Origin of the sequence: Paenibacillus sp. FSL R10-2736 (assembly GCF_038000245.1) — a bacterium.
Taxonomy (GTDB): domain Bacteria; phylum Bacillota; class Bacilli; order Paenibacillales; family Paenibacillaceae; genus Paenibacillus_AQ; species Paenibacillus_AQ phytohabitans.
In genome coordinates, this window is record NZ_JBBOBN010000001.1 from 1,705,809 (window position 1) to 1,730,569 (window position 24,761).

Below are 24,761 nucleotides of genomic sequence, written 5' to 3' on the forward strand. Positions count from 1 at the left end.
TTACAATATTTGATAATTATAGGGAGGGTCATCTCATGGTTATTAACAAAAGGAACCGACGTTCAATTGCTTTAGTGATGGCAGTACTGCTCGTCACTCTCGTCGGCTGTTCAAGCACGGGAAAGGAGAAAAACAGCTCTGGAAGTCCTGAAAGCACAGCTAATTCCGGGACGTCAACATCTGATAGTGGATCGTCCGCGTTCGATCTTTGGTTAGGTTGGGCGGCAACGATCAATAACGACAGTCTGGTGCAACAATATTGGAGGGATAAAGAACCAGGGGTCGCGGTGAAGTTGGAAGCAACTCAAGGGGATGCGATGACTGCGCTCAATTTGAAACTGAATGCGGGCGGGTTTAAAGACGCAGCCATGTTCAGTCACAATGATACGGTGTTAACCGCAATGACCCGGTCCGGAATGGTTATGCCTCTTGAACAATATTTCGATATGCCTGACAAATATCCGGGATTGGCTTCCATTCCCAAGGTGTACATTGACCGGTTGAAAGATAAGGATGGTCATATTTGGTCCATTCCTACCTGGTTCGACCAAAATCCCGATAATCCATGGCCAGGCTGGTCTTCAAACTCATGGGTGGTTCGGACGGATGTTGTTGAAAAGGCAGGAATGACCCTGGACGATTTAAGCACAATCGAAGGTGTGGAGGAGTTTCTTCGCGAATCAGCCAAGATCAAGGATGATTCTGGCAAACCCTTACTCCCGCTTTCGTTCCTGATGGATCAGAATGATAATTTAGGTTATAGCGACGAGAATGCCGTACTTAATGCCTTTGGCGTGTCTACAGGCGGAGCAGGTATTGAGAAAAAGGGCGATGAATTTATATTCGCCTATGACAACCCAAATTATAAGAAAGCATATCAATGGATGAATAAGATGTACCGGGAAAAGTTAATCGATCCCGAAGTCGTCACAAGCAAGAAAGAACAATACCAGGAAAGAAACCAATCCGGACGCGTAGCAATGAATGTCGGATCGTTCTTTAATATTCCGTCTTCAGCTTGGGAGGCTCTAGATGGACCTACGGCTCCCGGGTGGTATTATCAGGTTATTCCGATCCCTAAGGTTCCAGATGTGGATCAGGTCGGCATCAATCAAGTCGTGAATCCTTATCCAGGTTATGATGTCTTTGTCAATAAAGATACTAAGAATCTGGATGCCGTCTTAAAATTCTTCGATTACACCTTGCAACCGAATCCCGAGCAGCAGCATGTTGTTAATGAAGGACCAGCCGGACTGTATTGGGACTGGGTTGACCAACCACTCGGCAAATGGAATTTCACCGATCCGGAATATGACAAGGCTCGTAACTCGGGGGATGTGGCTCTAAAATCCAAAGTTACGCCTGAATTGTACATGACGTCTTCCTTTAGTAATGAATGGTACCCGTGGTGGAATGTCGGCAATCATCCGCATGCGGGTTATAAGAAGACAACTGAGTTTACGGAAGCTGTCGGCAAAATGGGTGCGGTGCGCTCCGTGCATTCTTATGATATGGTGAAGATGAAGACAGGCGGAGTTTGGGAGAAAAGTGCACCGACCGTTGAGAACCTCCGTAAAGAGTACCGGGCAAAGTTATTGATGGCACAGGACGATGGAGCTTTCGAGAAGGTTTGGAATGAGTTCCGAGGGGCGCTTGAAAAGCGAGGGCAGTGGAACGAAATGAAAGCCGAATGGCATGAAACCTATCAGGCTGAAGTTCAAGTGAATGGAGAGTTTTAGTATAATGAAGGAGCATTCTTGAACAAGGGGTGCTCCCCTTCTTGTTGCTAAGGCCCGGGGAGTCGGAAATGGGGGGTCCTGTTGAGTCTACCGCGTCGAGTTGAAAATTTCGTTATCAGAATAACCCAATCGATGAATATTAGAAAAAAGGTCATCATTTTATACGCGTTCATCGTATTTATTCCGACTGCGTTGCTTGCAGTGGGGGCGGGTTACGTTGTTCTTCACCTGGTTCGTGAGAATTATTTGATTACGATACAGGAAGCCGTTCGCCAAAATGCCCAAAGCATCGCATTCAAAAAGCAAAGTTACGATTTAATCGTTACCCGTGCCGCCACCGATGGAGAACTGATCTCCAGACTTTCCCGTGAATACAAAGATATTTACGAGCAACTGGACACCGTGCTGTATGTGGACCGGTCTTTTCAATATACAGATCAGTATTTACCGGGAATTAAGTCGTTTCGTATTTACCATTCGAACAGTACGCTCGTTCAGGATGGGGGGTTCCTTTGGAGACCGGAGAACCGGATGATATCCGGTGAAAGAGAGGAAGCATGGTTTGAGCGAACAATTGAGACTCCGGGAGCGCTTAAATGGTCCAATGGCGTTGATAACGAACGCGAGTTGGTGGTCTCTCATAAGATTTCAAACCATAACGGCGGGTATTACGGAATTATTTATATGCGACTGGATTATAACGAGGTCTTTGCGGAATTCCTCCATCGTCCATTCGATGGAGCCGGCGATTTGTATATCGTGGATGAAAGAGGAAACATCATCGCTTCCTCGAGTCAAGAACAAATCGGAATCCGGTTGAGCGAATCTTCGATACAGCCGTACTGGAATGATTCATTTGAAATGAATGCCGTAATGAACGGCAAGCTGTTTGTCACCAGTAAACTGGATTCTGGTTGGACCGTTGCCGCGCTGGTACATTTGGACCGAATGGAAGAACAATCTCGGCTCATTTTCATCTCTGTTGGAGCAGGCATCGTTTTCTTCTTGATGTTATCCATTTTCTTGCTGTATGCCTTTTTAAACAACTTCGTGTGGCGGATTCACAAACTGGGGAAACGAATGAATGACATTTCCCGTGGTGATTTCGAGGTAAGCGTAAAAAACAGGGTGCAAGACGAGCTTGGTGAACTAGAATTGCTGTTCAATCATATGACAGGCCGCTTAGGCAAGCTTGTCGAAGAGAATGCGCAAGTCGGAATAAAGGAGAAAGAACAATCGTTTAAAGCATTACAGGCCCAAATCAATCCGCATTTCATCTATAACTCCTTAGGGCTGCTACGCTGGCGCGCGCTGGATCTGCATGATGAAAAGCAGATTAGAATCATTGATGCGTTAACGAGCTTCTATCGAATTGCTCTGAATAATCGGGAAAATGTGACCGCAATTCGCGACGAGCTAGAGCATGTAAAAGCCTATCTTGAAATTCAACAATTGCGTTACCCGGACCGGGTTTCGGTGGATTGGGACATAGATCCTGAGGTTTTGGACTTGTATACGATCAAACTTTTGCTTCAGCCGATAGTGGAAAATTGCTATTTACATAGCGGAATTACGCAGGTCATCCGTGCGCAGATCCGTATATCCATTATTCGATTGGATGGAGAAGTCCACTTTGAAATATTTGATAATGGCAAAGGCTTACGTCCAGAGGTATTGGAACTGGTTCGCATGGAGAAATATGAAGGCACCCGAAACGGGTTTGGGCTTAACAATATAAGAGAGCGGCTGCGTTTGTATTTCGGTTTGCAAGGACATTTTGCTATAGACAGCATCGAAAACGAGTGGACATGCATCTCCATTCGCATTCCCGTCTGCACGAATAAGCCCCAAATTATGAGAGGTGAGGGTTATGATTCAAGCGTTAATCGTGGATGACGAACCGCTGCATATCGAAGGATTGACAAAGTATATTGATTGGAACGATATCGGTTATGAGCGGCCGCTAACTGCAGAATCGGCTGAAGCGGCCTTGGTGACCTTGGCTGAAACCCCTGTAGACGTTCTGATTACGGATGTATCAATGCCTGGAATGACAGGGATCGAACTGCTTGCTACGATCACGGCAAATTATCCGAGATTATCATCTATGCAGACATTGATAATCAGCGGGTACAATGAGTTCGAATTCGTCCAAGAAGCGATTAATCTAGGCGCAAAGGGATATGTGCTGAAACCGATCAAGATCGAGGAACTGGTAGCAAAGTTGATTTCGTTCCGAACAGTTATCGAAAAGAAACGGATGATCGAAAATGAAACTACAGCATTGAAGGAGAGAGTCATTGGAAGCATTGACGTTCTCCATGATCGATTCGTTAATGAACTGCTAGAAGGAAGAATTCAAAACGCGGAGCAAGCCAACTCATGGAGGCATCTTCTTGATTTGCCTCCCGGAGACCGGGAGAATCGATTGTTCCTGTTTACTTACGACAATTTACACGGATTGCCCATGCAGGATGCCGAGCAGCGAATTCTTCTAAGTGACTCGTTAGTTCGTACCGTTCGAGTGGGAATCTCGGGGTATGGTCAAATTTATATCGGAAGAACAGCTACCGACGAAGTGGCTGTCTTGCAATTGAACGCCTCTCCAGGTGAACGGGCCCAGTTGGAAAAGCAGTTCGCTTTCGTGCAGGAAGTCATCCGTGAGCAACACGATGCTACGATCACGATAGGTGTGAGTAGAGAAGTCATCGGTATAGGGGAGGTTCCAAGACTTTATAAGGAATTGAAACATATGCTCACTCAATTGAAGTCTACCGGAAGTGAACAAATTCATTATTTCGATCAAATCCAAGCGACCGAATACCGCGAATTTCAGTTACGGGATGAGGAAATTCCGGAAATCGTCAGGCTTCTAGAAGCAGGCGAAGAGGAGCGGGCTGTTGCGCAATTTAATCATGCTTTTGATATGCTGTTGATGCAAGATGACATTTCTATTACCTATGTAAAGGCCTTTGCCATGGGTTTGATCAGCGAATTGGTGCGAAGGTTTAATCGTTTGAACGACAATGACAACACTCACTATATGATGGTCTGGCATGACTTGCTTGAATGCGTCCGTACGTTGGAAGTTCGTGAGGTTGTCTTGGAGTACATGACGAGGTTCGCACAACTTGAGCGCAAGGAACAGGCTACGCAGCAGCATCATCTTATTCGTAACGTTGAAGCTTATTTGGAAAAAGGCCTTCAGACACAACTGACCGTCAAACAATTGGCCGAACACTTTCAATTGAACGCAAGCTATTTAAGCGTTTTGTTCAAGAAGGAAATGGGAAGAACGATATCCGATTTTATATTAGAGAAGCGTTTGGAAAGAGCGAAGGAACTGCTGAAGGACCCTAATATAAAGGTTTATGAGGTAGCGGAACAGGTAGGGTATCAGACTGCTGCGTACTTCACATATATATTTAAGAAAGCTAACGACGTCACTCCTCAGGAATATCGGGATTATTATTATGAGGATTAGGTGCATAGTTTACGAGTCATTTGTACTTAAAGCATGTTTCAAATGCCCTTCCACACCCTCAACAACAGTCCCCCATCACCATAAACAGGATCGCTATCCGGCAGCGGCACCTTGCTAATCTCTGGCAGCGCTGCTTCGAAGTCGTCCGGCGTGGCCCGGCGGGTGTTGTAATCTGCTCCGCCGGGATAAGCGCCAGCGATGCGGAAGTCCTGCGAGGACGTGAGCCGCTTATGCGCTGTACCGGCAGGCAGCACCAGTACGTCTCCGGCCGACACCTCAACCCTGCGGCCGGCATCGCCGCCCAGCTGCAGGCTGGCGCTGCCGGACATCACGCCGAGCACCTCATGCGCATTGCTGTGGTAATGGTGATAGCTGAATATCCCGTTCACCCAGCTGTTCCGCCAGCCGTTGTCATTGAAGATCTGCTCTGCGCTTTCCGGATTCTTCTTAAATGCACCTTTAAATAGAACTGCCGGAAGCTCCGGGTTATTCGGCAGCAGCTTGTCGGCCATGAAGGCGAAGGTTTCTATAGAGACCTCCTGCTTCGGTTTGTCATGATGAGATTCTGGCATCCCTAATCAACTCCTTTTCTTTAGTTGTCATTACCCAAACCATTTAGATTGCACATCATAGAGTACCCGCTTGCCGTTAATTTTCTCCAGAGTCTTGATAATCTGAGGGTCTATCTGACAACAATAGGGTAATTCATGGCATACAGTGTAATATATCTGTTGTAGATGGCATGAGAGGGAGGTCCATTATGATACGTAAAATAGGTACACTGCTGGCTGCCGCGCTGCTGCTGCCTGCACTCTTCATTATCCCGGCGGCGGCTGCAGCTCCGGTACAAGACAAGGCTGCTCCGGTTCAAGTGGCAGCGGCAACCCAGAGTCCGGCTACGAACGGACTGGTGCCGCTGACCGGCGCAATTAACGGGAATCTGCCGATTCATATGTCGGTCAAGATTGAGAGTAGCGGGAAGCTGACCGGCAGTTATTATTACGATAAATACAAAAAGACGATCAAGCTCACAGGTGATGTCAGCGGCAAAATAGTCAATATGTATGAATACGATGCCAAAGGCAAAGAAACGGGCCGCTTCGAGGGCTGGTGGATTGCCGGCACCGGCTTTGCCGGGGTATGGAGCAATCCGGACGGTACCCGCCAGCTGCCGGTAGAGGCATTGACGGCAACAGCCGCCAAGAGTGTTAAGGTTCCGGCAGCTGCCGAGTGGAACGGCGAATGGTATATGGCAAGCAAATCGCCTTTCTATGGGGGATATGTAGAATTCAGCAACGTCAAGAGCGATAAGCTGACCTTTTCCATCGATGCGTTCGATGGCGGCCATTCCGGCCAGCTGTATGAAGAGTCGGCCGTGGTCCGCAAACGGATGGCTGTATATAAGGAAGAGGACGGTTCGGTAGTCTTTTTCTACCTGCTGAACGGCCAGCTGTATGTAACCAGCCCTTCGCCAGTATACTCTGCGGGAGCGAATGTAACCTACACCGGCGAATATGCCCGAGGTCCGTACAAAGAGGGCGTCTACACGCTGAAGGATACAGGTGTATTCAAGACAGCGGCGCAAGACAAGGCCTTCCGCACAGTGGTAGGCGATGATTATGATCTGTTCCTGTACAGCATGCAGCTGCTGGATAAGCCGAAGGATCTGGATGGTCTGGGTGCAAGCGTAATTTCAGGCGGCGTGCGCGGACTGTTTACACTGACAGAAGCGATTATTATGTATGACAAACAGGGCCACTATTGGGCAGCGGTACTCGACACGGATGAGGAGAACAGCCTGGAGGAATTCGATATTGCCATTGTGCGGTTCTACACCAACGTGCCGAATACAACTGAGCTGCCGAAGACGATTGCCAAATGGACGGAGGCTTTTCCCGAATACGATGTTGTATTTATGAATCCATAACATTGGTTCTAAGGGGGCAACCGGAGCGAATTTCTGCATATCTTGTTATCACACAATTAGCATAACAAGTTATCTTACGCATTGATAATTTTATAGAAGCATCAATAGGTGATTATCCAGAAGTGCGTCTCCATTGAAGAATTATATTGTTGGGGAGAATATATGACATAATCTCCCCTTTTTTTGAATTTATTTTCACCATTCTTCTGTAAGACTGAAGGTTGCAGTAACAGAATTAGTAGCGCCGCTTAAATTTGCTACAGCCAGTGAGACAAATTCATTATCCGGTAGTTGGAAATCCAATAATGAAGCAGAGGCTGAAATTCGAGCCATACCTCCAGCTCCAGCTGCTAACCCTTGTAATAGGACCTGACCGCCTGATATTGTCGTTAGAGTATTATTAACTAGAAGAGCTGTCTCTGAAGAGGGGATATTAGTAGTCACAGTTGGGAAGTTTGTAAAAGCTCCATCAATCGTTCCACCAAGTATGAGTTGATAGTAAATATCTTCAGAAGTTATAAGATCAATCGCTTCGAGTTTTACACTGACTGAATTTGCTCTACTTGAACCTGGCGGGAAAATCTCCTTTCTTTGAAAGGACAAAACAGGTGTAAGGGTTCCTGATGCAGTTACTGTTCTTCTTTCGGAAGTAACCCTGAAGACCGGATTATATTTGCCTAAAATGCTATATTGTCTTCCTCCAACAAATAAATTGAGTCCAGCTGCTGTGCCATTATTAAATATTTCTGCACGCAGGGGAAGATTCGGATCAGCAAGACTTGTCTGCCCGCTAGGTGAGAACCGGTGAACTGTAATCACTTCTTGTGCTAAAGTCGTAGCATTGGGAAGCACTACTCTAAATTCAATGACTCCGTACCCATACCAAGTAAATACCATTTGAAAAATGTTACCTTCCGATAAATTAAGCGTTATCCCGCTTGGCCCCGTTCCATCTAATTTATCTACGTTCCAGGATGTTTGAGGAATTACAGTGTCAACACTTGCTCTTCGAATTGCTACAAATATTCCATTCGCTACACTCTGACCAAAGAATAAGCCATTTTGATCGTCAAAAGCACCCCATCTCACCACTTGGCTTCCTGTTGGCGCAACCGGTAAACGGATGCCTATACCTGCTTCGGCAGCTAGACCTGATTCATATCTTCCCCTCTCCGAACTTTGGAGGATGGCGATATCTCCGCCCGATGCTGTCGTAGTTAATTGAAACTCCGTGTTGGTATTTCCAACTGTAGCACTGCCCAGTGTGGCAACAACGTCTCTTAGATTAGATAATCCATATACCGAGGTCAGTTCAATAATCGGTGTTTTTTCACTTGTTCTTAATTCGCTAAATTGAGAGCTAACATTTGGTCCTACTCCCACTATGGTTGTATTAGGATCGATAGTACTTGTTGCTTCTAGCAATTCTGAAGATACGATACGGTGAGGTGTTACAAGTTGCCCTGAAGCATTTTTTCCCCAAACGGACATTTCAATTTGATCTTCTGCTACACCGCTGGTTGTAAAGATAAACTCAAAGGCACTAAAGTTCGCATAATAATTCTTCGTTACTACCTCATTTGGGCTTATAATAATTGTTTCGAGTATATATAACGTTCTGGTCCCGTTTAGGTAGTATCCCTGGATCATGATGCTCGCATTATTGACTGAATCTCGATTTTCGATTTTAACGGTCAATTGTTGTGTTGGGCTTTCACCACTGACCTGATTATTTTCTATCGGTCCGGTTGATAGGATAGCCATATCTTCAATTCTCCTTTGCCTCAAATTTTTAGATACAGTAAATCAAAATTCCAATCCATTTTAATATTTTACTGAACCTGAATAATTGAAACAGAACCATCCGTAAACGTAGCTGTTGCTGATCCATTATAAAGAAAATCTAATGTAATAGCAGTTGAGGTAGTGTCTACTAAGAACGTACCGGATACGCTCACATTAGCATCTACAGTTCCAGTAACTGATCTGCCTGAGAAACGACTTTGAAATACTAGATTTAATCTTGGTGTAACAGTAACATTTCCATTTACTGAACTAGTTGCTCTGAAAGTAAAAGAAACTAAATAAATGTGTCCTATGGCCAGTACAAAGGTCGTATTGGACGGGTGCAAAATATTAGTGCCATTAATAAATGAGGTCGTATACGAAATGGCTGTCCCATTTACTACAGATGCTACATTAACAGTAAATAGTCCGTTTTGTAATGTGCCACCTGTTCCGGTTGCCCCCGTCGCTCCGGTGACGCCGGTAACTCCATTTGCCCCGGTGACTCCTGTCGTACCCGTCGCACCTGTTACCCCGGTGACTCCGGTGACTCCTGTCGCACCTGTCGCCCCAGTGGCCCCAGTTTCACCCGTCGCTCCGGTGACTCCGGTGACTCCGGTGACTCCTGTCGCCCCGGTGACTCCTGTCGCACCTGTCGCCCCAGTGGCCCCAGTTTCACCCGTTGTTCCGGTAGCTCCCGTGGCCCCAGTTTCACCTGTCGCTCCGGTGACTCCGGTGACTCCTGTCGCCCCGGTGGCTCCAGTGGCCCCAGTTTCACCCGTCGTTCCGGTAGCTCCGGTGGCCCCAGTTTCACCCGTCGCTCCGGTGACTCCGGTGACTCCGGTGACTCCGGTGACTCCTGTCGCACCTGTCGCCCCAGTGGCCCCAGTTTCACCCGTCGTTCCGGTAGCTCCGGTGGCTCCAGTTTCACCCGTCGCTCCGGTGACTCCGGTGACTCCTGTCGCCCCAGTTTCACCCGTCGCTCCGGTGACTCCGGTGACTCCTGTCGCCCCAGTGACTCCTGTCGCCCCGGTGGCTCCCGTGGCTCCGGTGGCCCCAGTTTCACCCGTCGCCCCGGTGGCCCCAGTGACTCCGGTGACTCCTGTCGCCCCGGTGGCTCCAGTTTCACCCGTCGCCCCGGTGGCCCCAGTGGCCCCAGTTTCACCCGTCGCTCCGGTGACTCCGGTGACTCCTGTCGCCCCGGTGGCTCCAGTTTCACCCGTCGCTCCGGTAGCTCCGGTGGCTCCCGTTGCCCCAGTTTCACCTGTCGCTCCGGTGATACCGGTGGCTCCCGTTGCTCCAGTTTCGCCTGTCGCTCCGGTGACTCCGGTGACTCCTGTCGCCCCGGTGGCTCCAGTGGCTCCAGTGGCCCCAGTTTCACCTGTCGCCCCGGTGGCTCCAGTGGCTCCCGTGGCCCCAGTTTCACCCGTCGCTCCGGTAGCTCCGGTGGCTCCAGTGGCCCCAGTTTCACCCGTCGCTCCGGTGACTCCAGTTTCACCCGTCGCTCCGGTAGCTCCGGTGGCTCCCGTTGCCCCAGTTTCACCTGTCGCCCCGGTGGCTCCAGTGGCTCCCGTGGCCCCAGTTTCACCCGTCGCTCCGGTAGCTCCGGTGGCTCCAGTGGCCCCAGTTTCACCTGTCGCTCCGGTGAGGCCGGTGACTCCTGTGCTTGCTCCTAACAATTCAGAAGATACGATTCGATGAGGAGTTACAAGTTGTCCCGCGGCATTTTTTCCCCAAACTGAAATTTCAATTTGTTGTTCTGCTAAACCGGTCGTTGTGAAGACAAACTCAAAAGCATCTAAGTCTGCAAAATAATCCATTGTTATTGCTTCATTTGGATTTACACTAATTAATTCAAGTACATATAAAGCTCTCATTCCGCTTAGGTAGAAACCCTGAATCAAAATACTTGCAACATTAACAGAGTCAGCATTATCAGCTTTAATGGTCAGCTGCTGTGTTGGCCTTACACCACTGACCAAATTATTTTCTATCGGTCCAGTTGATAGAATAGCCATTTACTTGGTCCCTCCTTCTCAAAGGTATGTAGAGTTCATGTTCTACATAGAGTATTCAAATTTATTCTCAAGGTGTGGACACCAAGTTTGGTACAATTTTTTAATCTTGCAGAAAGATGCTGTAATACAGGGATTTGATCTGGATAGTGCGATCCGCAGAGGCCCTGAGCTGATTTTGCTGGTTTTGTTGGCTCATTCGATTGCAGCGGGAATCCGGACAATCCCCGGATTTTTTATGTCCGGTTTGTAATGAAACCTTGGGGAGAGAAGAAGAGCCAGCGGATAATAAACCGCTGGCTAGAAATCTATTCACCCTTTAGATTGATTTTGTTTAAAGATAGTAATTTATATGCTTCACCCAGAATGATCCTTATCTTTCTCGCTCACTGTATCTGTAACCTTTAGCGTGTGACCAGGATGGCGGCCCAACGGTATTAAGAGCCAGTTACCGGAATTCCGGTAACTGGCTCTTAATATCGCACGCCCTATAATTGTTAAATCTACAACGACTTCATTGGGCATCATAGCCGGCCATCCATTTTCTGTCATTGTATACTAATCTTAAATACATCTCCGGCTTGACCGCCAAACACAACCATACCGCCTTGCGGCAAGACTGCTGAAGGCTCCTTGGTCACCACAGAGAAGTTAACGATCATCCCGTCGGCAGCATAGACAGCGAAGCCGCCGCTTGCCGGAGCAGTCACAGTCATTGTTTTCCCGGCTGATTTCTCACCGATCTTGAACCATATCCCTTGACCATTAGCGGGTACCGTACTGATTGATGACCGGCCTCCATAGATAGGTTGAACCGCATCTTCGCTGATATAAGCATTGCCATCGATGGTTAAATACTCCGCTTCGTTCTTCGTATAGAAATTCAAGTCAAATGCATCTCTTCCGTTCATGACCGGTATTTCAGCCGCATTGACGGCCTTATGCTCATCCACAATCCGGGTGCCTGAGGCATATCCCTCATCCACAGCGATATTCTTCATTAGGATCGCAGGGGACAGATAAAATAATGAATTGATCTTCTCATCCAAAGCATAGTAATTTTTCCCGTTTCTCTTTTCCCAGGCCTGTTTCGTCACGGCGGTTAGAGGATTGGACTCCAGCTTCTGATATTCGTAGGTTACCATCACCATCTGGCCGGCTCCGGGGAAATCCAACTCGGCATTAAGCTTTAGGTAGGTTATGCCGTTCTTCTGCAGATCGAAGCTTACGGCGGAACGGCCATCGCTGCTCTTGAATTGCCCGTTGCCTGTATAGATATATTTCTGTGCAGGGATCAGTCCGCCTTCCAGGGCAGGCAGGTCAAGCTCCCCGTCCTTAACCGTTATGGCTGTTGTAGCGCCTACTGTGCCGTATAATCCCGAATAGGATTTCAACTCAGCAGGCATGGCCGCCTTTACCGGGGGTTCGAAGGTTGAGTCCGGCAGGAGCTTGTCAATCTTCCCGGTATCCTTCAAGTACTCCAGCAGGATATTCGAGGCGAAAATCGTATTGAAGATCGAGCTCCCGCCGGAGGAGAGGACAGCAATCGAAATATCGGATTCGGGTATTGCAGTTAGCGCAGCATGATACATAATTGTATCCCCGCCTTTGGTTAGAGCAGTGATTCCGTAATCGCTGAACGGGGCCAGGCTCACAGCATCCCAGCCCAGACCATAGCTGAAGGTGTTTCGTTCATCCGGTACCCAGATTCCATTCTTATATTCAGGCTTCTGCATAGCCTTGACGGAGGCTTCGGATAAAATATCCGTACGATTTCCGATCAGCACTTCAGCAAACTCGGTCAGTTCTTCTGCCGTGGAATAGACTCCACCGGCACCAATAACGTTGGCGTTCTCAACGGGCAGAGCCTGCTCCAGCCCCGGGAAATAGGTTTTGGCCAGCTGCTGTCTGTCAAACGTATCGAGCGGCGTTTTGGTGGAGCTTAACTGCAGCGGACTGCTCAGGTACCGGTCCAGGAATTCGGAATAGCTTAAACCGCTCACCTGCTCAATCATGAGCTCGAGCAGCTGAAAGCCATCGTTGCAATACACGGAATATTCTCCGGGATTGGATTTCAGATGTTCGGACTCCAGCCTTGACAGTAATTCATCATGATTCTGTGTGTCGTTGTCATCCAGCAGCATGCTGTTGCCATAGTGGCTGCCGTAAAGACCTGACGAATGATTCATTAGCATCCGCGGTGTAATGTCCTTATATCTGGCATCGGCCATCTTAAACTGCGGTAAATACGTGGTGAGGGGTTTGTCGATATCAATGGCCTTGGAATCCGCCAGGATCATCGCCGCGGCAGAGACATGCATTTTACTGACCGAGCCAATCCCAAACATCGTATCTTTCGTTACCGGTGCCTGAGTGGCTTTATCGTACACACCGGCACCCCCGGACAGGGTGATAGAGCCTTTATCCCTGATGGCATACTGTAGTCCGCTTACCCCATAATTGGAGATGATCTCTGAAGCCAGCGCGCGGGCCTTTTCTTCCACGGTTGTCCCCTTCTCCTGTGCCGAGGTCTGAGCCATGGGGATCACTAACACCGAAGCCAATACTGCTGCAATCAACTTCTTCATCCTTATTTCCTCCTTCTGTTGCTGCTCGAAATGTAATCCTGGATTCATCATACAAGCAAGAAGGAGGGAGAAGGTCTGAAGTACCCTGAAACGAAAAAAACAATCCCTAAACAATGGTTTTGTCTAAGGATTGTCCGTATGAAAGGGGAGAACGGCCATATTGTTAAAGACTTTGTGTCCGGACTCGATGGTCATGTTGCCGCCGTACTTATCGCATATTCTGGCTATATTGGTTAAGCCGATGCCATGATACTCCGGGTCCGGCTTCTGGCTGTGCAGGGGGGCGGTCACTTTGTCCATATGATTAAGGATGTGGATGAACAGCGCAGATTCATTCGAATGAATCTGGATGAGCATGTACCGGTCCTCTGCCACCTTAACCTTCTTAGAGGCTTCTATCGCATTATCCAGCATATTGCCAAGAACGACACAAAGGTCATAACGGTCAATATTTACTTCCAGCGAATAGAGCTGAAGCCTGGTATCTATTCTAATTCCGTTGGCCTGTCCAATATTAAGGGTATTCGTGACCAGAGCATCTATAACGAGATGTCCGGTGTTCACCCGCTGATAGGAATCCTCGACTTTATTTAAGGTAACCCTGATATGCTCCAGTGCCGCCGCTGAATCATTACGTTTAATACACTCTTCAATGTAGAGAAACTGCTGGTGGGTGTCGTGAATAATCCGCTTAATGGATTTGAAGCTGTGCACCGTTTTCTCATAATTCGCATCCTGATAATTCATCTGGTGCTGCAATTGTGCATTCTCATGCATGAATTGAAATTTATCAATAATCGTATCGAAAATATAGACGACCATCACATTCAGGAACAGGAATCCGATAATCGCCATGAAATAATAGATGTTTTTCTCACTGGTGACAGTAAGTACATTGATCTGATAGATACTGATCAGGGGGACGATCAAGAAGAAAATATAGTAACGGTAAGGCAAAGAGAAGCTTCTGCGTTTGGAAATGAATCTGATCACCTGAATAACAGCAAACATAATCACACAGCTAAGGATTAATGCCTTCGTAAAGGTCAGCCGGTCCTGCCCGTTACCCGAATCCAGGGTAGTGAAATCTATGGAATCTAGACTTGAGAAAATATAAAGCGAGATAAAACTGACCATCGTCATCAAAACCGCATACAGGATAGAAAAAATGACCTTGGTCTTGATCTCCACATCATAGGATTGAGCCAAACCAAAGATCATCAGCAATGCGACACAAGAGGCTATATAGGAATTCATCGGTATGACTAGATACATGAAACAAAGCAATCCGTAAATGATGAAGTAAACGATACGGTTAGTCTTCCTGGCAGACTTGTCAAAGACGGAATTGAAGAAAAAGTTGGTTTGAAAGCACATCACCAGCAGCACACAGAGGACGATCGGCAGGTTATATAGAATCATACGAATTACCCTTCATGATCATATATTTGGTGTAGTAATCTTTAACCTCTTTGATCTTGGACCGGCCTATAGGAAGCTCCATCCCATTCGACATGAGAACGGAGCCGCTGGCGAACTTCTTCACATGCAGCAGGTTGATAATAATCGAACGGTGGATGTGCAGGAAGTTACTGTCTTTTAGAGCTGCGGCATAATCTGCAATAATGCCCTTGCTCTCATAGATTTGGGCTTTGGTGATCACATGCAGCTTGCTTTTTATCGTTAGGCTTTTGGCAACCTCAATCGCAATAATATCATCATATCTTAATACAACTTCATCATAACCGGATTTAATGACCATGAATTTCTTATCTTGGGCCTGAAAATATTGGCATAGCTTGGTGATCTTCTCTTCCAGGAGGAGAGGCGCTACCGGTTTGATTAAATACTGGAATGTGATGACATCGAAGCTCTCCACCATATATTGAGGGTAGCTGGTAAGAAAAATAATCTGTTCATCAAAGTGCTTCAGCTCGCGGATTCTCCGTGCCGTCTGAATCCCATTCATTCCGCCCATCTCCACGTCAAGAATTAGAATATGGAAGGGCACTTCGCCACGCTCATAATGAGCGGCCAGCTGCTCTCCCGAGTGGAATAACTCCATCTCGAATTCTATATTTGTCTTGATGGATAAGCCTATCAGAGTTCTTTTAACAAGCTCCCGCTGCTTCTCCTCATCATCGCATATCGCTACTCTATACATGAATGCCACCCCTTTCGTTCCGCGCAATATCCTATAAATGTATTCATAACAGTATATAGCATTATTAATAATGACAAACAACTTCTTGGATCAAATGCAAATTGGAATCCCTGGAATACATTCGGATTGGGGGCTCTGGGGGAAGGGATTGCAGGTTTTGGGTAATAACTATTATCCAGATAGAGGAGGTATACAATGAACAAACAATTAATTACGGCAGCTGCCACTATTATTCTATCCGCCTCAATTTTAGGCGCATGCAGCAACAATGAAGTTGCAAATGAGACAGAGCCAACAGCAACAAGTATAGCGACTACGCCAGTTATTGAAGCTACAGCCACTCCAGTACCTTCGGCCACTCCCTCCGCCACGGAGGCACCAGCGTCCGCCGCTCCTGACCCTACTGATCCTCAGACCTCTGAACGGCCAGAGACCCGGGAATTCGGTGAACAGGAGGGAGGGGTTAGCGGGCAAACGGCTACACTCGAGCAAGGTGATGGATACTCCCTATATATCACTGGGGATTTCACATTGAATGCACAGACTAACCGTTTATCACTTACCGAGGACCCGGCCTACTATGCGGAAATTGAAAGTTTGGCTTCTGAATACGATCTCACTGCGCTGAAGCAACAAGGTGAAACTGAGCTTTCCGCTACAGGCAGTGCCAAAGATTATAGCGGGGAATTGGTTGAACATCCGCTCGGGTTTGCAGAATTGTATTTGCAGGCTACTGGCGATAAAGGAGTAGTAGATTATATGGTATGGAAGAATCAGGCGGGGGAAGCCTTTCTTTTCCGGATACACAATCCTAAAGGCGCATTGTCCAATAAGTTTTCTCCCTGGGTAATGGTTTCCCTGGCGACACTTGAAAGAAATTAAAAGGTTGCTCGGATAGGCAGGGTGTCTTCCATGAGGAAGAATCCGAAGGGCTTGCAGGCAAAGTCCTAGGTCAGGATGGATGGAATAGAAGGTGCAGATAACTGAGAGAAGTCTCGTAGTCTCCTTGAGGTAAACGCGGTAAGCGTCAAACAGCCCACACCTTGACACCAAGATGAGGGCTGTTTGAGCTTACATTAATAACGACCACCAAACGCATTTGGACTAACAGCATCAATACGGGCAAAATCATCAGACGTAAGATGAATATCAAGTGCCTTGATATTATCCTCCAAATATTTACGGCGTTTCGTACCAGGAATTGGCAATGTGCCTCTTTCTACTGTCCATGCAATTGCTAGTTGAGGTACCGTACAGTTCTTTTCTTTGGCGATTTCCGCTAGTTTATCAACGATTTTAATATTCTTTTGGAAGTTCTCACCTTTGTAACGTGTAAAAAGATTGCGCATATCATCAGCTTGGAAGTTCTCATTCATATGACGTTCCCCCGTAATAAAGCCTCTGCTTAGAGGACTGTAAGCTACAAGGGTGATTCCTAATTCTTTTACGGTAGGTAGAGCTTCTTCTTCAATTTCCCGGCTCCAAATGGAGTATTCCGATTGGACTGCGGAAATAGGGTGTACTTCATGCGCTTTACGAAGTGTAGATGCACTAATAACTGATCCATTTAGGCCATTAGAAAGACCAAGATAACGTACTTTACCTGCTTTAACTAATTCAGCCATAGCACCAACTGTCTCCTCAATTGGAACATTAGGATCTACCGCATGTTGATAATACAGGTCGATATAATCGAGACCAAGACGTCGAAGGCTTTCGTCAATAGCTTTCTTTACATAGTCCGGGTGTCCTCCGATGAATTCCCAATTTGGACCATACGAGAACTTGGTAGCGACAATTGCCTGTTCTCTTCGTCCCTTCAACGCTTTTCCTAATAGCTCCTCATTATGGCCGTTGCCATATGTATCAGCAGTATCAAGCAAAGTTACCCCGAGATCAAGCGCCCGATGAATGGTTTTAATGGACTCCTCATCATCAATGGTGCCATACATGCCGGGGGACATGCCCATCATACCCAATCCAATAGAAGAAACGGCAATATCGCTGTGACCGAGCTTTTGCGTTTTCATATTAGTTACCTCGCTTTTTATATGTTTTAGCTTCGAGTTACATCTTAGCATAAAGAAATTTACAAAGTAAACACTTTTAATCATTTTTGTATAATTTGAAAATAATGTTTGTGACGAAAGCGGAATTCCGGTTATAATAAAGGTAAGGGGGGCTTTATGTGAATAGCCAGATATCAGATAAAAAAAACGAAACACGAGTTAAGCTTATGAATAAGCTGCTTCCTTATTTACGAAAAAATGGCCTTCAGTCCGTTCGGATGGACGAAATTTCTAGAGTAATGGAGATAAGCCGAGTAACTTTATATAAGTATTTCTCAACCAAGGAAGAAATTGTCGAGTTCATCGTAGATGGTTTTATTGAATACATGAAGGAATTGACCCACAATCCTTTGGATTCGGTTCAAAGTTTCGGCACTCGCTTTTTGCAAATATTTGAACAAACCATATCTCTAGTCGTTTATTTCTCGGATATTATCCTTCAGGACCTCGAAACCAGTTACCCTGATTTATTTGATCGCTTTAATGAAGCTATGAGGGAGCGAGAAGAGAAGATACTGGCTTTCTTTGAGGAAGGTAAACAAAAAGGGGTTTTCAATCAACTTAACGGCAGGCTATTAATAAAGCAGGATGAAATTCTAAGAGGGATGTTCGATGTTAAATATCTGATGACCAATCAATTCACGGTTCAACAAGTTTTATATGATTATTTTCAATTAAAGAGGATTCAGTTGTTTAAGCCCGAAAAGCTGACAGCAATTGATGATGAAGTGTTGATGCCGAAAATAGAACATTTAACTCAAAAAGTGACCAAAAACCTTTTTTAACATTTACTAACGCGATACCACAATGATAAGAGGCCCACATAAGATTGTGACGATAAGCCCAAGCCATTGGATGAGCAGATTCCAATAAGGTATATGATCCCTTTTTTCTATAATCTTGATTTCTTTGATTTGACTATCATGAGTGTTTAATTCTTGCAAATTCAGTCCTCTTCTCAAAAAAATTGCTTGTGTGATCCCCGCGGGTTTACTCCGCGGGTTTTCTTGTTCAATGGATCACACACTAAATCCAAATACTTCGTAAAGCCAGCCATCGATGCTTATTGCTTCAACAAATTCCTCCTCCCAGACGCCTCGAAGGTACTTGCCCATTTATCAACTTCAGTACACTTAATATTTCGTTTATTAAGTATTTCTGTAAGCTTTGTCTTTGTCATCAGGCTTCATCTCTTTCGTTATATTCCACATTATGATGAAAATGCCCAAATAACCATTTCCCAGAGTGCAGTCTTGACTTAATGTTCGAAATAAAAAACGTGACATACTTAATACTTTATTTTTCAGTCTAGAACTCTATTTTCCTTTGACATCTATAGCCTATAGAATTCACAGATCAAATAAATCATTTGATTTTCATAATAAAATGTTGCAAAAAGCAACGATATTAAATTTATCCTTTACATAAACAATTAAATGTTGAAATATTGCAACGATATGCTATACTGAATTCGAATACGATGTATCAAGATTTCCAGAGGAGAAGATATGATGGAACAGTATTTCTTTCAAACGGCCCGCAGCATTATCGCGGGCTGCGGCTCCTTGGAGCGGATTGTGGAGCATCTGCAAAGACTGGGATCTCTGAAATCGGTACTGCTTGTATCCCAGCCCTTTCTTCAAAGCAGCGGCACGCTGGATGAAGTTACAAACCGCCTGAAGAGCGGCGGAATCGCCGTGCACTGGAATACCGATGTTCAGCCAGAACCGACCATCGCCCAATTGGAAGCGCTCTCCGGCGCAATAGCCGAAGTTCCCTGCGATGCGATTATAGGTATCGGCGGAGGCAGTGTGCTGGATGTTGTCAAACTTCTGTCTGTCATGAAAACCAACAGCCTCTCTGTCCGTGACATGCTGGGGACGGATCTGATCCCGAATCCGGGCATTCCGACGGTCCTGATTCCCACCACCTCGGGCACAGGCTCGGAAGTGACACCCAACGCTATTGTGACTTTACCGGAGGAGGAGCTGAAGATCGGTGTTGTCAGCCGGTATCTGCTCCCGGCATTAGTCATTCTGGACCCGCTGTTGACGCTTGGTTTACCTCGTGATATTACAGCCGCGACAGGAATGGATGCCTATACTCATGCGCTTGAATCATTTATTTCCAACAAGGCCAACCGGTTCAGCGACATGTTCGCACTTGAATCCATCCGCAGCATTTCTGCCAGTATCCTGCAGGCCTATCACCACGGAGACGACAGAAAAGCGCGGGAGGATATGCTGATCGGTTCCATGTACGGCGGAATGGCATTGACCTGCGCCGGAACGGCAGCTGTACATGCCTTGGCTTATCCGATTGGCGGGAAATTTCATGTGCCTCACGGAGTAGCCAATTCCATGCTTTTGCCGCATGTAATGGAATTTAATTTCGATGCGATTGTGGAACGGCTGGCTCTTGTAGCCGGAGCGATGGGGCTTCAGACCGGAGAGGGAAAACAGCGGGATGCGGAGCAGGTGATCGGGCAAATCCGGCTGTGGACGCAGGAGATGAGCATTCCTCAGGATTTGACACTCTTCGGAGCTGCGCGCGGCGATATTCCCGGGCTTTCACTCGCGGCCTCGCAGGTTACCCGGCTGATGGCTAACAACCCGAAGGTGATGACGCTGGATGACATCGGTGCGGTATACGGCAAGCTGTTTCACTAAGAAATGGTTTGATGCTGCTTAATGAATGGCGGCTGGGTTATAATGGCATTAAAAAAACAAGGATGAATAGCTGCATGAAAATTAAAGTAATTGTCATTGCTCCTTACCCGGGGTTATCTGAATTAACGTTAAGCTTACAGAATGAGCTGCAGGAGTTTGAGATTGTAGTGGAGCATGGAGATCTGTCGAGGGTGCTGCCGCTGATCGGCCGCATTCACTCGGAAGGCTACGATATCATTATCAGCAGAGGCGGGACGGCAAAGCTGCTGCAAAAGCATTCCTATCTGCCCGTTGTGGAAATTCCCGTTTCCGGATTCGACATATTACGGATCCTGACGCTGGTACAGGGATACAATGCCAAATGTGAAATGATCGGATTTCCCAATATCATCGAAGGCTTTATGTCCGTGTCCAGCTTGATGGAGGTCGATATTTCATACACGGTTATCCATCAGGAGCAGGAAGTCAGTGCTGCTCTGGCAGACGCCAAAGCGAGAGGCATCCAGGTTATCATTGGCGACAGCATTACGGTCAAGATCGCGGCCGAAAGCGGTCTGCAGGGCGTATTAATTACCTCCGGCAGGGAGTCATTAATGGAAGCGTTCTCGCGGGCCGGACAGCTCTATAAATCAGCCCGGAAGCTGAAGGTCAAGAATGAAATGTATGAAGCCATGCTCGGTAAGCTGGAGGACGGGTATGCGGCGGTGGATCAAGGCGGCAAGCTGGAGTTTGCCAATCCTTCGTTCAAGCAGCTTCTGCGGCTTCCTGAAACAGCAGATACGCTGTATACCATGTATCCCGGTCTGCGGGAAATGCTCAGGGACGCCGGCCGGGGGGCAGACTTTGACACGGTGACATCCGTTTATGAACCGGAGCAGGGCTTGTACCTGCAGGCGCAAATGCTGCCTGCCGCGGATGAACGCCTGCTGTATATGCTGCATTCATCGGAGGAAGAACCGGAACGCAGCGGTCTTGCGGCCAGTTACCTTCTGACGGCAGCCCCTTTTTTCTCCCACCGGGAAGACGGCGGGCTGGAGACGGACTTTCAGGCTTATCCAGCAGTTGTATATGGCGAAAAGGGCAGCGGGCGCAAGCGGTACGTTATCAACGCCGCCCTCTCCGAATCAAGGGACGGCATTCTGTACCTCAATATCCGCAGATCATCGGAAGAGGTGCTGAAGGCCATGATGGAGCTGATGCTGTACGGCGGCGGGCGCGTTACTGCCATAGAAGGAGCGGAATTGCTCTCTGCCAAGCAGCAGAGAGAGCTGGCTGAGTTCATTATCAAGCGCAAGATGAAGACGGTATTTCTGTTCGACAGGGATCCGGAGGTGCTCGCTGCTGAGGACCGGCTGGCCGGCAAGCTGCTGCGCAGCTTACAGGACCGGAGAATCCCGCTTCCGGCCCTGCGGGATACGCCGTGGCTGGAACGCAGCATCCGCGCCTGCCTGATCTGGACGAATGAACGTCAGGGCAAGCAGATTGCCGGTATCCGGAGCGAGGTCATGGAGGCGCTTCTCGCGCATCCGTGGCAGGGTAATTTTACCGAATTGCGCACGGTGATGGATCTCTTTGTAGCGGCATCAGCGGGGCCGTTCATTGAACCAGAGGCGCTGGTGCTGCTGGAGGAAGGAAGCCGGAAGGCACGCAGCGGACTTACCCCGGTGCCCGGCAGGGAAGAACTGAACCTGTATCAGCCGCTGGAGGACATTGAACGGGATATCATCCAGACGGTTCTGGAGCAGGAGAATATGAACCAGTCGCTGGCCGCCAAGCGGCTTGGCATCAACCGCTCAACGCTGTGGCGCAAATTAAAAGAGGATTGACAGGGCGGCTGCTCCCTGGAGCAGCGTTCTGCTGTATATGTGTAATTGCTGTTGTATGGAGGGGGTTAGGAAATGAACATCGCCGTCATCGCGGATGACTTGACCGGGGCGAATGATACAGGGGTGCAAATGGCCCGTCAGGGCCTGTCCACTTCTGTACTCCTGGAGCTTAAGACGGGCGGCGGGAAACAGGAGGCGGTTGTGTTTGATACCGACAGCCGCTCTCTTCCTCCGCAGGAGGCTTATCAGAGAGTCAAGGATGTATGTCTGTTTCTGGGGCGCGGCGGAGAAGCTACCTCTCCTGTCATCTATAAGAAGTTTGATTCTACGCTGCGCGGAAATATCGGCAGTGAGCTGGACGCGGTTTATGAGACGCTGCAGCCTGATTTCATTGTTATTGCCCCGGCTTTCCCGAAGGTGGGACGCACGCTGACAGAAGGAGTTGTGTATGTGAACGGGATGCCGCTGCACGAGACGGAGATGGCCCATGATCCCAAGCATCCGGCCACGGAATCTGCTTTCTCTGCCATTCTTGAGCGGCAAAGCCGTTATCCGGCCGCCCTTATTCCGCTGGAACTGCTGAGAGGCGGGCGGGCTGCGCTGGATAAGCGGATTGCCGGCTGCCTCCAGTCAGGCATTCCTTACCTTGTGTTCGATGCGGAGCAGGAAGAGGATCTGGCCTTGATCGCTTCCTTGTTCCCCGGAGGACCGGGATGTCCGAAAGTGGTATGGGCCGGTTCAGCGGGTTTGGCCGGCGCCTTGACAACGCAGATTCTCTGCAGCATCAGGGAAGCCCCGAAGCAAGCGGGAGCTGGTGCTATACTGGAGAGGCCGGACAAAAGACAGGCAACACACTGGGAAAATACCTTGTATTCAGATCCGAAATGTGTGCTTATTGTGGTGGGCAGCGTCAATCCGTGGTCGCGCCGCCAGCTGACCGAGCTGGTCAAAGAAGACGGTGTCTCTGCTCTCGTGGTTGAATCGGATAAGCTGCTCTTCCCGGGAACATGCGCTGTGGAATTGAACCGGGTCCGTGAGCTTGCAACCGGTATCATCTCCCGGGAGGGAAGGCATGTGGCGCTCTATACGCCGGGCAATCCGGAAGAGGTCGACCGTGTCAATGAGCTTGGGCGCACCGGTGGCCTGAGTGCTACGGAAGTGGGCGAGCGCATCAGCGCGGCGCTTGGCCGGGTGGCTGCTGAGATTATCGCCGAGTGCGGTATCCGCCATATGGTACTGACCGGAGGCGATACCGCGAAGCAGGTCTGCCACCATTTAAGCGACGTGGAGATCAAGCTCATTAATGAGGTGGAGAACGGAGTCCCGCTTGGGCGGACGCCGGGTGAATCGGGCAGATATATTATTACGAAGGCGGGGGCTTTCGGAAGCGATCAGGTACTGGTACGCTCAGTGAAGGCTCTGCAGAGAGAGGTGTGACATGATGAAGCCGATTATTGCCATTACTATGGGGGACGCGGCCGGTATTGGTCCTGAGATTATTGTGAAGGCGTTATCGCATCCAGATATTTATGAGGTGTGCCGCCCGCTCGTTGTCGGTGACACCGAAACACTGGAGAGGGCGGCTGCCGTCTCCAGCCGGGATGCAATGAAGATTCGCCCGATAGAAGGAGCCGCAGAGGCGCTTTTCCAGCATGGGATTATTGATTGCATCAATCTGAAGCTTCTGCCGGATGCCGTTCCTTTCGGGCAATTGTCCGCAGCGGCGGGAAATGCCGCCTTCCATTATATTGCCAAGGCTGTTGAGCTGGCGAAGTCCGGTGAAGTCCAGGCCATCTGTACCGCCCCGCTGAATAAGGAGGCGCTGCATAAGGGAGGGCATCTCTATCCCGGACATACCGAAATTCTGGCCAAGCTGACAGAGACGGAGGATTTCTCGATGATGCTGTCCACCGGCCGCCTCAAGGTCATTCACCTGACAACCCATGTCGGGCTGATCAAGGCAGTGGAGATGATTACGCCGGAACGGACGTATAAGGTGCTGAAGCTCGCGGATCAGGTGCTACGGGCAGCTGGGAATAATAACCCGCGGATTGCCCTGTGCGGCATCAATCCCCATGCAGGGGAGAACGGCTTGTTCGGAAACGGAGAGGAGGAGGAGAAGCTGCTTCCGGCCGTAGAGAAAGCGCGGATGGAAGGAATGGATGTATATGGTCCTGCTCCGGCGGACACCCTTTTTTACAGGGCTATGCGGGGAGACTTTGATATTGTTGTCGCCTGCTACCATGATCAGGGACATGCGCCCATTAAGGTGCTGGGCATAGAGGACGGCGTTAATATTACCGTTGGTCTGAAGGGCGGCATTATCCGTACCTCCGTTGATCACGGCACGGCTTTTGATATTGCGGGAAAAGGCATTGCGGATGAGAAAAGCATGCTGGAGGCGATCCGCTCGGCTGTTGAACTGGCCCCGAAGCAGACGGTTTAAGCATCAACATACCGGGAAGGTTTGCGCTTGAAATAGATCTGAATGAATC

The 24,761-nt window shown here is 48.2% G+C and carries 17 protein-coding genes; 10 read left to right on the forward strand and 7 right to left on the reverse strand.

What is annotated here, in order from left to right:
• The first annotated feature begins 35 nt into the window (after nt 1–35).
• The 3 genes from NSQ73_RS07275 (at nt 36) to NSQ73_RS07285 (ending at nt 5,223) form a co-directional block, all read left to right on the forward strand.
• On the forward strand, nt 36–1,739 hold the full coding sequence (locus NSQ73_RS07275; protein WP_340985915.1) for a hypothetical protein: 1,704 nt from the start codon (nt 36–38) through the stop codon (nt 1,737–1,739).
• Nucleotides 1,740–1,871: 132 nt separating this feature from the next.
• Nucleotides 1,872–3,635, forward strand: a complete 1,764-nt coding sequence (locus NSQ73_RS07280) for a cache domain-containing sensor histidine kinase (RefSeq protein ID WP_340985916.1) — start codon at nt 1,872–1,874, stop codon at nt 3,633–3,635.
• Nucleotides 3,610–5,223, forward strand: a complete 1,614-nt coding sequence (locus NSQ73_RS07285; protein ID WP_340985917.1) for a response regulator — start codon at nt 3,610–3,612, stop codon at nt 5,221–5,223. Before NSQ73_RS07280 ends, NSQ73_RS07285 begins: the two co-directional genes overlap by 26 nt.
• A gap of 38 nt (nt 5,224–5,261) precedes the next feature.
• Here NSQ73_RS07285 and NSQ73_RS07290 read toward each other — a convergent pair whose 3' ends face one another.
• A complete protein-coding gene (locus NSQ73_RS07290; RefSeq protein ID WP_340985918.1) occupies nt 5,262–5,795 on the reverse strand; it encodes a cupin domain-containing protein in 534 nt (177 codons plus the stop codon).
• Nucleotides 5,796–5,983: 188 nt separating this feature from the next.
• Here NSQ73_RS07290 and NSQ73_RS07295 point away from each other — a divergent pair, with 188 nt between their 5' ends.
• Complete coding sequence (locus NSQ73_RS07295; RefSeq protein WP_340985919.1) at nt 5,984–7,150, forward strand: hypothetical protein; 1,167 nt, start codon at nt 5,984–5,986, stop codon at nt 7,148–7,150.
• A 195-nt stretch (nt 7,151–7,345) separates the two neighbouring features.
• Here the strand turns inward: NSQ73_RS07295 and NSQ73_RS07300 are convergent, their stop codons facing one another.
• The 5 genes from NSQ73_RS07300 to NSQ73_RS07320 all read right to left on the reverse strand — a co-directional run bounded on the left by NSQ73_RS07300 (nt 7,346) and on the right by NSQ73_RS07320 (nt 15,702).
• Nucleotides 7,346–8,914, reverse strand: coding sequence for a hypothetical protein (locus NSQ73_RS07300; protein WP_340985920.1), 1,569 nt, complete (start codon nt 8,912–8,914; stop codon nt 7,346–7,348).
• Between the two features lie 68 nt (nt 8,915–8,982).
• Nucleotides 8,983–10,755, reverse strand: coding sequence for an exosporium protein (locus NSQ73_RS07305; protein WP_340985921.1), 1,773 nt, complete (start codon nt 10,753–10,755; stop codon nt 8,983–8,985).
• 743 nt (nt 10,756–11,498) lie between these two features.
• Nucleotides 11,499–13,538: a serine hydrolase domain-containing protein gene (locus NSQ73_RS07310; protein WP_340985922.1), complete on the reverse strand. Its 2,040-nt coding sequence runs from the start codon at nt 13,536–13,538 to the stop codon at nt 11,499–11,501.
• 123 nt (nt 13,539–13,661) lie between these two features.
• Entirely contained in the window at nt 13,662–14,960 is a 1,299-nt protein-coding gene (locus NSQ73_RS07315; protein ID WP_340985923.1) for an ATP-binding protein, read from the reverse strand.
• A complete protein-coding gene (locus NSQ73_RS07320; RefSeq protein WP_340985924.1) occupies nt 14,947–15,702 on the reverse strand; it encodes a LytR/AlgR family response regulator transcription factor in 756 nt (251 codons plus the stop codon). Before NSQ73_RS07320 ends, NSQ73_RS07315 begins: the two co-directional genes overlap by 14 nt.
• Before the next feature lie 195 nt (nt 15,703–15,897).
• Between NSQ73_RS07320 and NSQ73_RS07325 the strand changes: the two genes are divergently transcribed.
• Nucleotides 15,898–16,584: a hypothetical protein gene (locus NSQ73_RS07325; RefSeq protein ID WP_340985925.1), complete on the forward strand. Its 687-nt coding sequence runs from the start codon at nt 15,898–15,900 to the stop codon at nt 16,582–16,584.
• Between the two features lie 194 nt (nt 16,585–16,778).
• Here the strand turns inward: NSQ73_RS07325 and NSQ73_RS07330 are convergent, their stop codons facing one another.
• On the reverse strand, nt 16,779–17,732 hold the full coding sequence (locus tag NSQ73_RS07330) for an aldo/keto reductase (RefSeq protein ID WP_340943584.1): 954 nt from the start codon (nt 17,730–17,732) through the stop codon (nt 16,779–16,781).
• Between the two features lie 158 nt (nt 17,733–17,890).
• Between NSQ73_RS07330 and NSQ73_RS07335 the strand changes: the two genes are divergently transcribed.
• The 5 genes from NSQ73_RS07335 to pdxA all read left to right on the forward strand — a co-directional run bounded on the left by NSQ73_RS07335 (nt 17,891) and on the right by pdxA (nt 24,712).
• A complete protein-coding gene (locus NSQ73_RS07335; protein WP_042139044.1) occupies nt 17,891–18,556 on the forward strand; it encodes a TetR/AcrR family transcriptional regulator in 666 nt (221 codons plus the stop codon).
• Between the two features lie 723 nt (nt 18,557–19,279).
• Complete coding sequence (locus NSQ73_RS07340; RefSeq protein ID WP_340985926.1) at nt 19,280–20,440, forward strand: iron-containing alcohol dehydrogenase; 1,161 nt, start codon at nt 19,280–19,282, stop codon at nt 20,438–20,440.
• A gap of 74 nt (nt 20,441–20,514) precedes the next feature.
• A complete protein-coding gene (locus NSQ73_RS07345; protein ID WP_340985928.1) occupies nt 20,515–22,266 on the forward strand; it encodes a PrpR N-terminal domain-containing protein in 1,752 nt (583 codons plus the stop codon).
• 72 nt (nt 22,267–22,338) lie between these two features.
• On the forward strand, nt 22,339–23,703 hold the full coding sequence (locus tag NSQ73_RS07350) for a four-carbon acid sugar kinase family protein (RefSeq protein WP_340985929.1): 1,365 nt from the start codon (nt 22,339–22,341) through the stop codon (nt 23,701–23,703).
• A gap of 4 nt (nt 23,704–23,707) precedes the next feature.
• The gene (gene pdxA, locus NSQ73_RS07355; protein WP_340989221.1) at nt 23,708–24,712 is read left to right on the forward strand and encodes a 4-hydroxythreonine-4-phosphate dehydrogenase PdxA; all 1,005 of its coding nucleotides are present in this window, start codon (nt 23,708–23,710) and stop codon (nt 24,710–24,712) included.
• Nucleotides 24,713–24,761 lie beyond the last annotated feature (49 nt).

Coding starts and splice junctions, on each gene's coding strand:
- NSQ73_RS07280 (WP_340985916.1), top strand. CDS start 1,872: ATGAATATTAGAAAAAAGGTCATCATTTTATACGCGTTCATCGTATTT.
- NSQ73_RS07350 (WP_340985929.1), top strand. CDS start 22,339: ATGAACATCGCCGTCATCGCGGATGACTTGACCGGGGCGAATGATACA.
- NSQ73_RS07310 (WP_340985922.1), bottom strand. CDS start 13,538: ATGAAGAAGTTGATTGCAGCAGTATTGGCTTCGGTGTTAGTGATCCCC.
- NSQ73_RS07295 (WP_340985919.1), top strand. CDS start 5,984: ATGATACGTAAAATAGGTACACTGCTGGCTGCCGCGCTGCTGCTGCCT.
- NSQ73_RS07340 (WP_340985926.1), top strand. CDS start 19,280: ATGATGGAACAGTATTTCTTTCAAACGGCCCGCAGCATTATCGCGGGC.
- NSQ73_RS07345 (WP_340985928.1), top strand. CDS start 20,515: ATGAAAATTAAAGTAATTGTCATTGCTCCTTACCCGGGGTTATCTGAA.
- NSQ73_RS07275 (WP_340985915.1), top strand. CDS start 36: ATGGTTATTAACAAAAGGAACCGACGTTCAATTGCTTTAGTGATGGCA.
- NSQ73_RS07330 (WP_340943584.1), bottom strand. CDS start 17,732: ATGAAAACGCAAAAGCTCGGTCACAGCGATATTGCCGTTTCTTCTATT.
- NSQ73_RS07305 (WP_340985921.1), bottom strand. CDS start 10,755: ATGGATTATTTTGCAGACTTAGATGCTTTTGAGTTTGTCTTCACAACG.
- NSQ73_RS07300 (WP_340985920.1), bottom strand. CDS start 8,914: ATGGCTATCCTATCAACCGGACCGATAGAAAATAATCAGGTCAGTGGT.
- NSQ73_RS07325 (WP_340985925.1), top strand. CDS start 15,898: ATGAACAAACAATTAATTACGGCAGCTGCCACTATTATTCTATCCGCC.
- NSQ73_RS07285 (WP_340985917.1), top strand. CDS start 3,610: ATGATTCAAGCGTTAATCGTGGATGACGAACCGCTGCATATCGAAGGA.
- NSQ73_RS07315 (WP_340985923.1), bottom strand. CDS start 14,960: ATGATTCTATATAACCTGCCGATCGTCCTCTGTGTGCTGCTGGTGATG.
- pdxA (WP_340989221.1), top strand. CDS start 23,708: ATGAAGCCGATTATTGCCATTACTATGGGGGACGCGGCCGGTATTGGT.
- NSQ73_RS07290 (WP_340985918.1), bottom strand. CDS start 5,795: ATGCCAGAATCTCATCATGACAAACCGAAGCAGGAGGTCTCTATAGAA.
- NSQ73_RS07320 (WP_340985924.1), bottom strand. CDS start 15,702: ATGTATAGAGTAGCGATATGCGATGATGAGGAGAAGCAGCGGGAGCTT.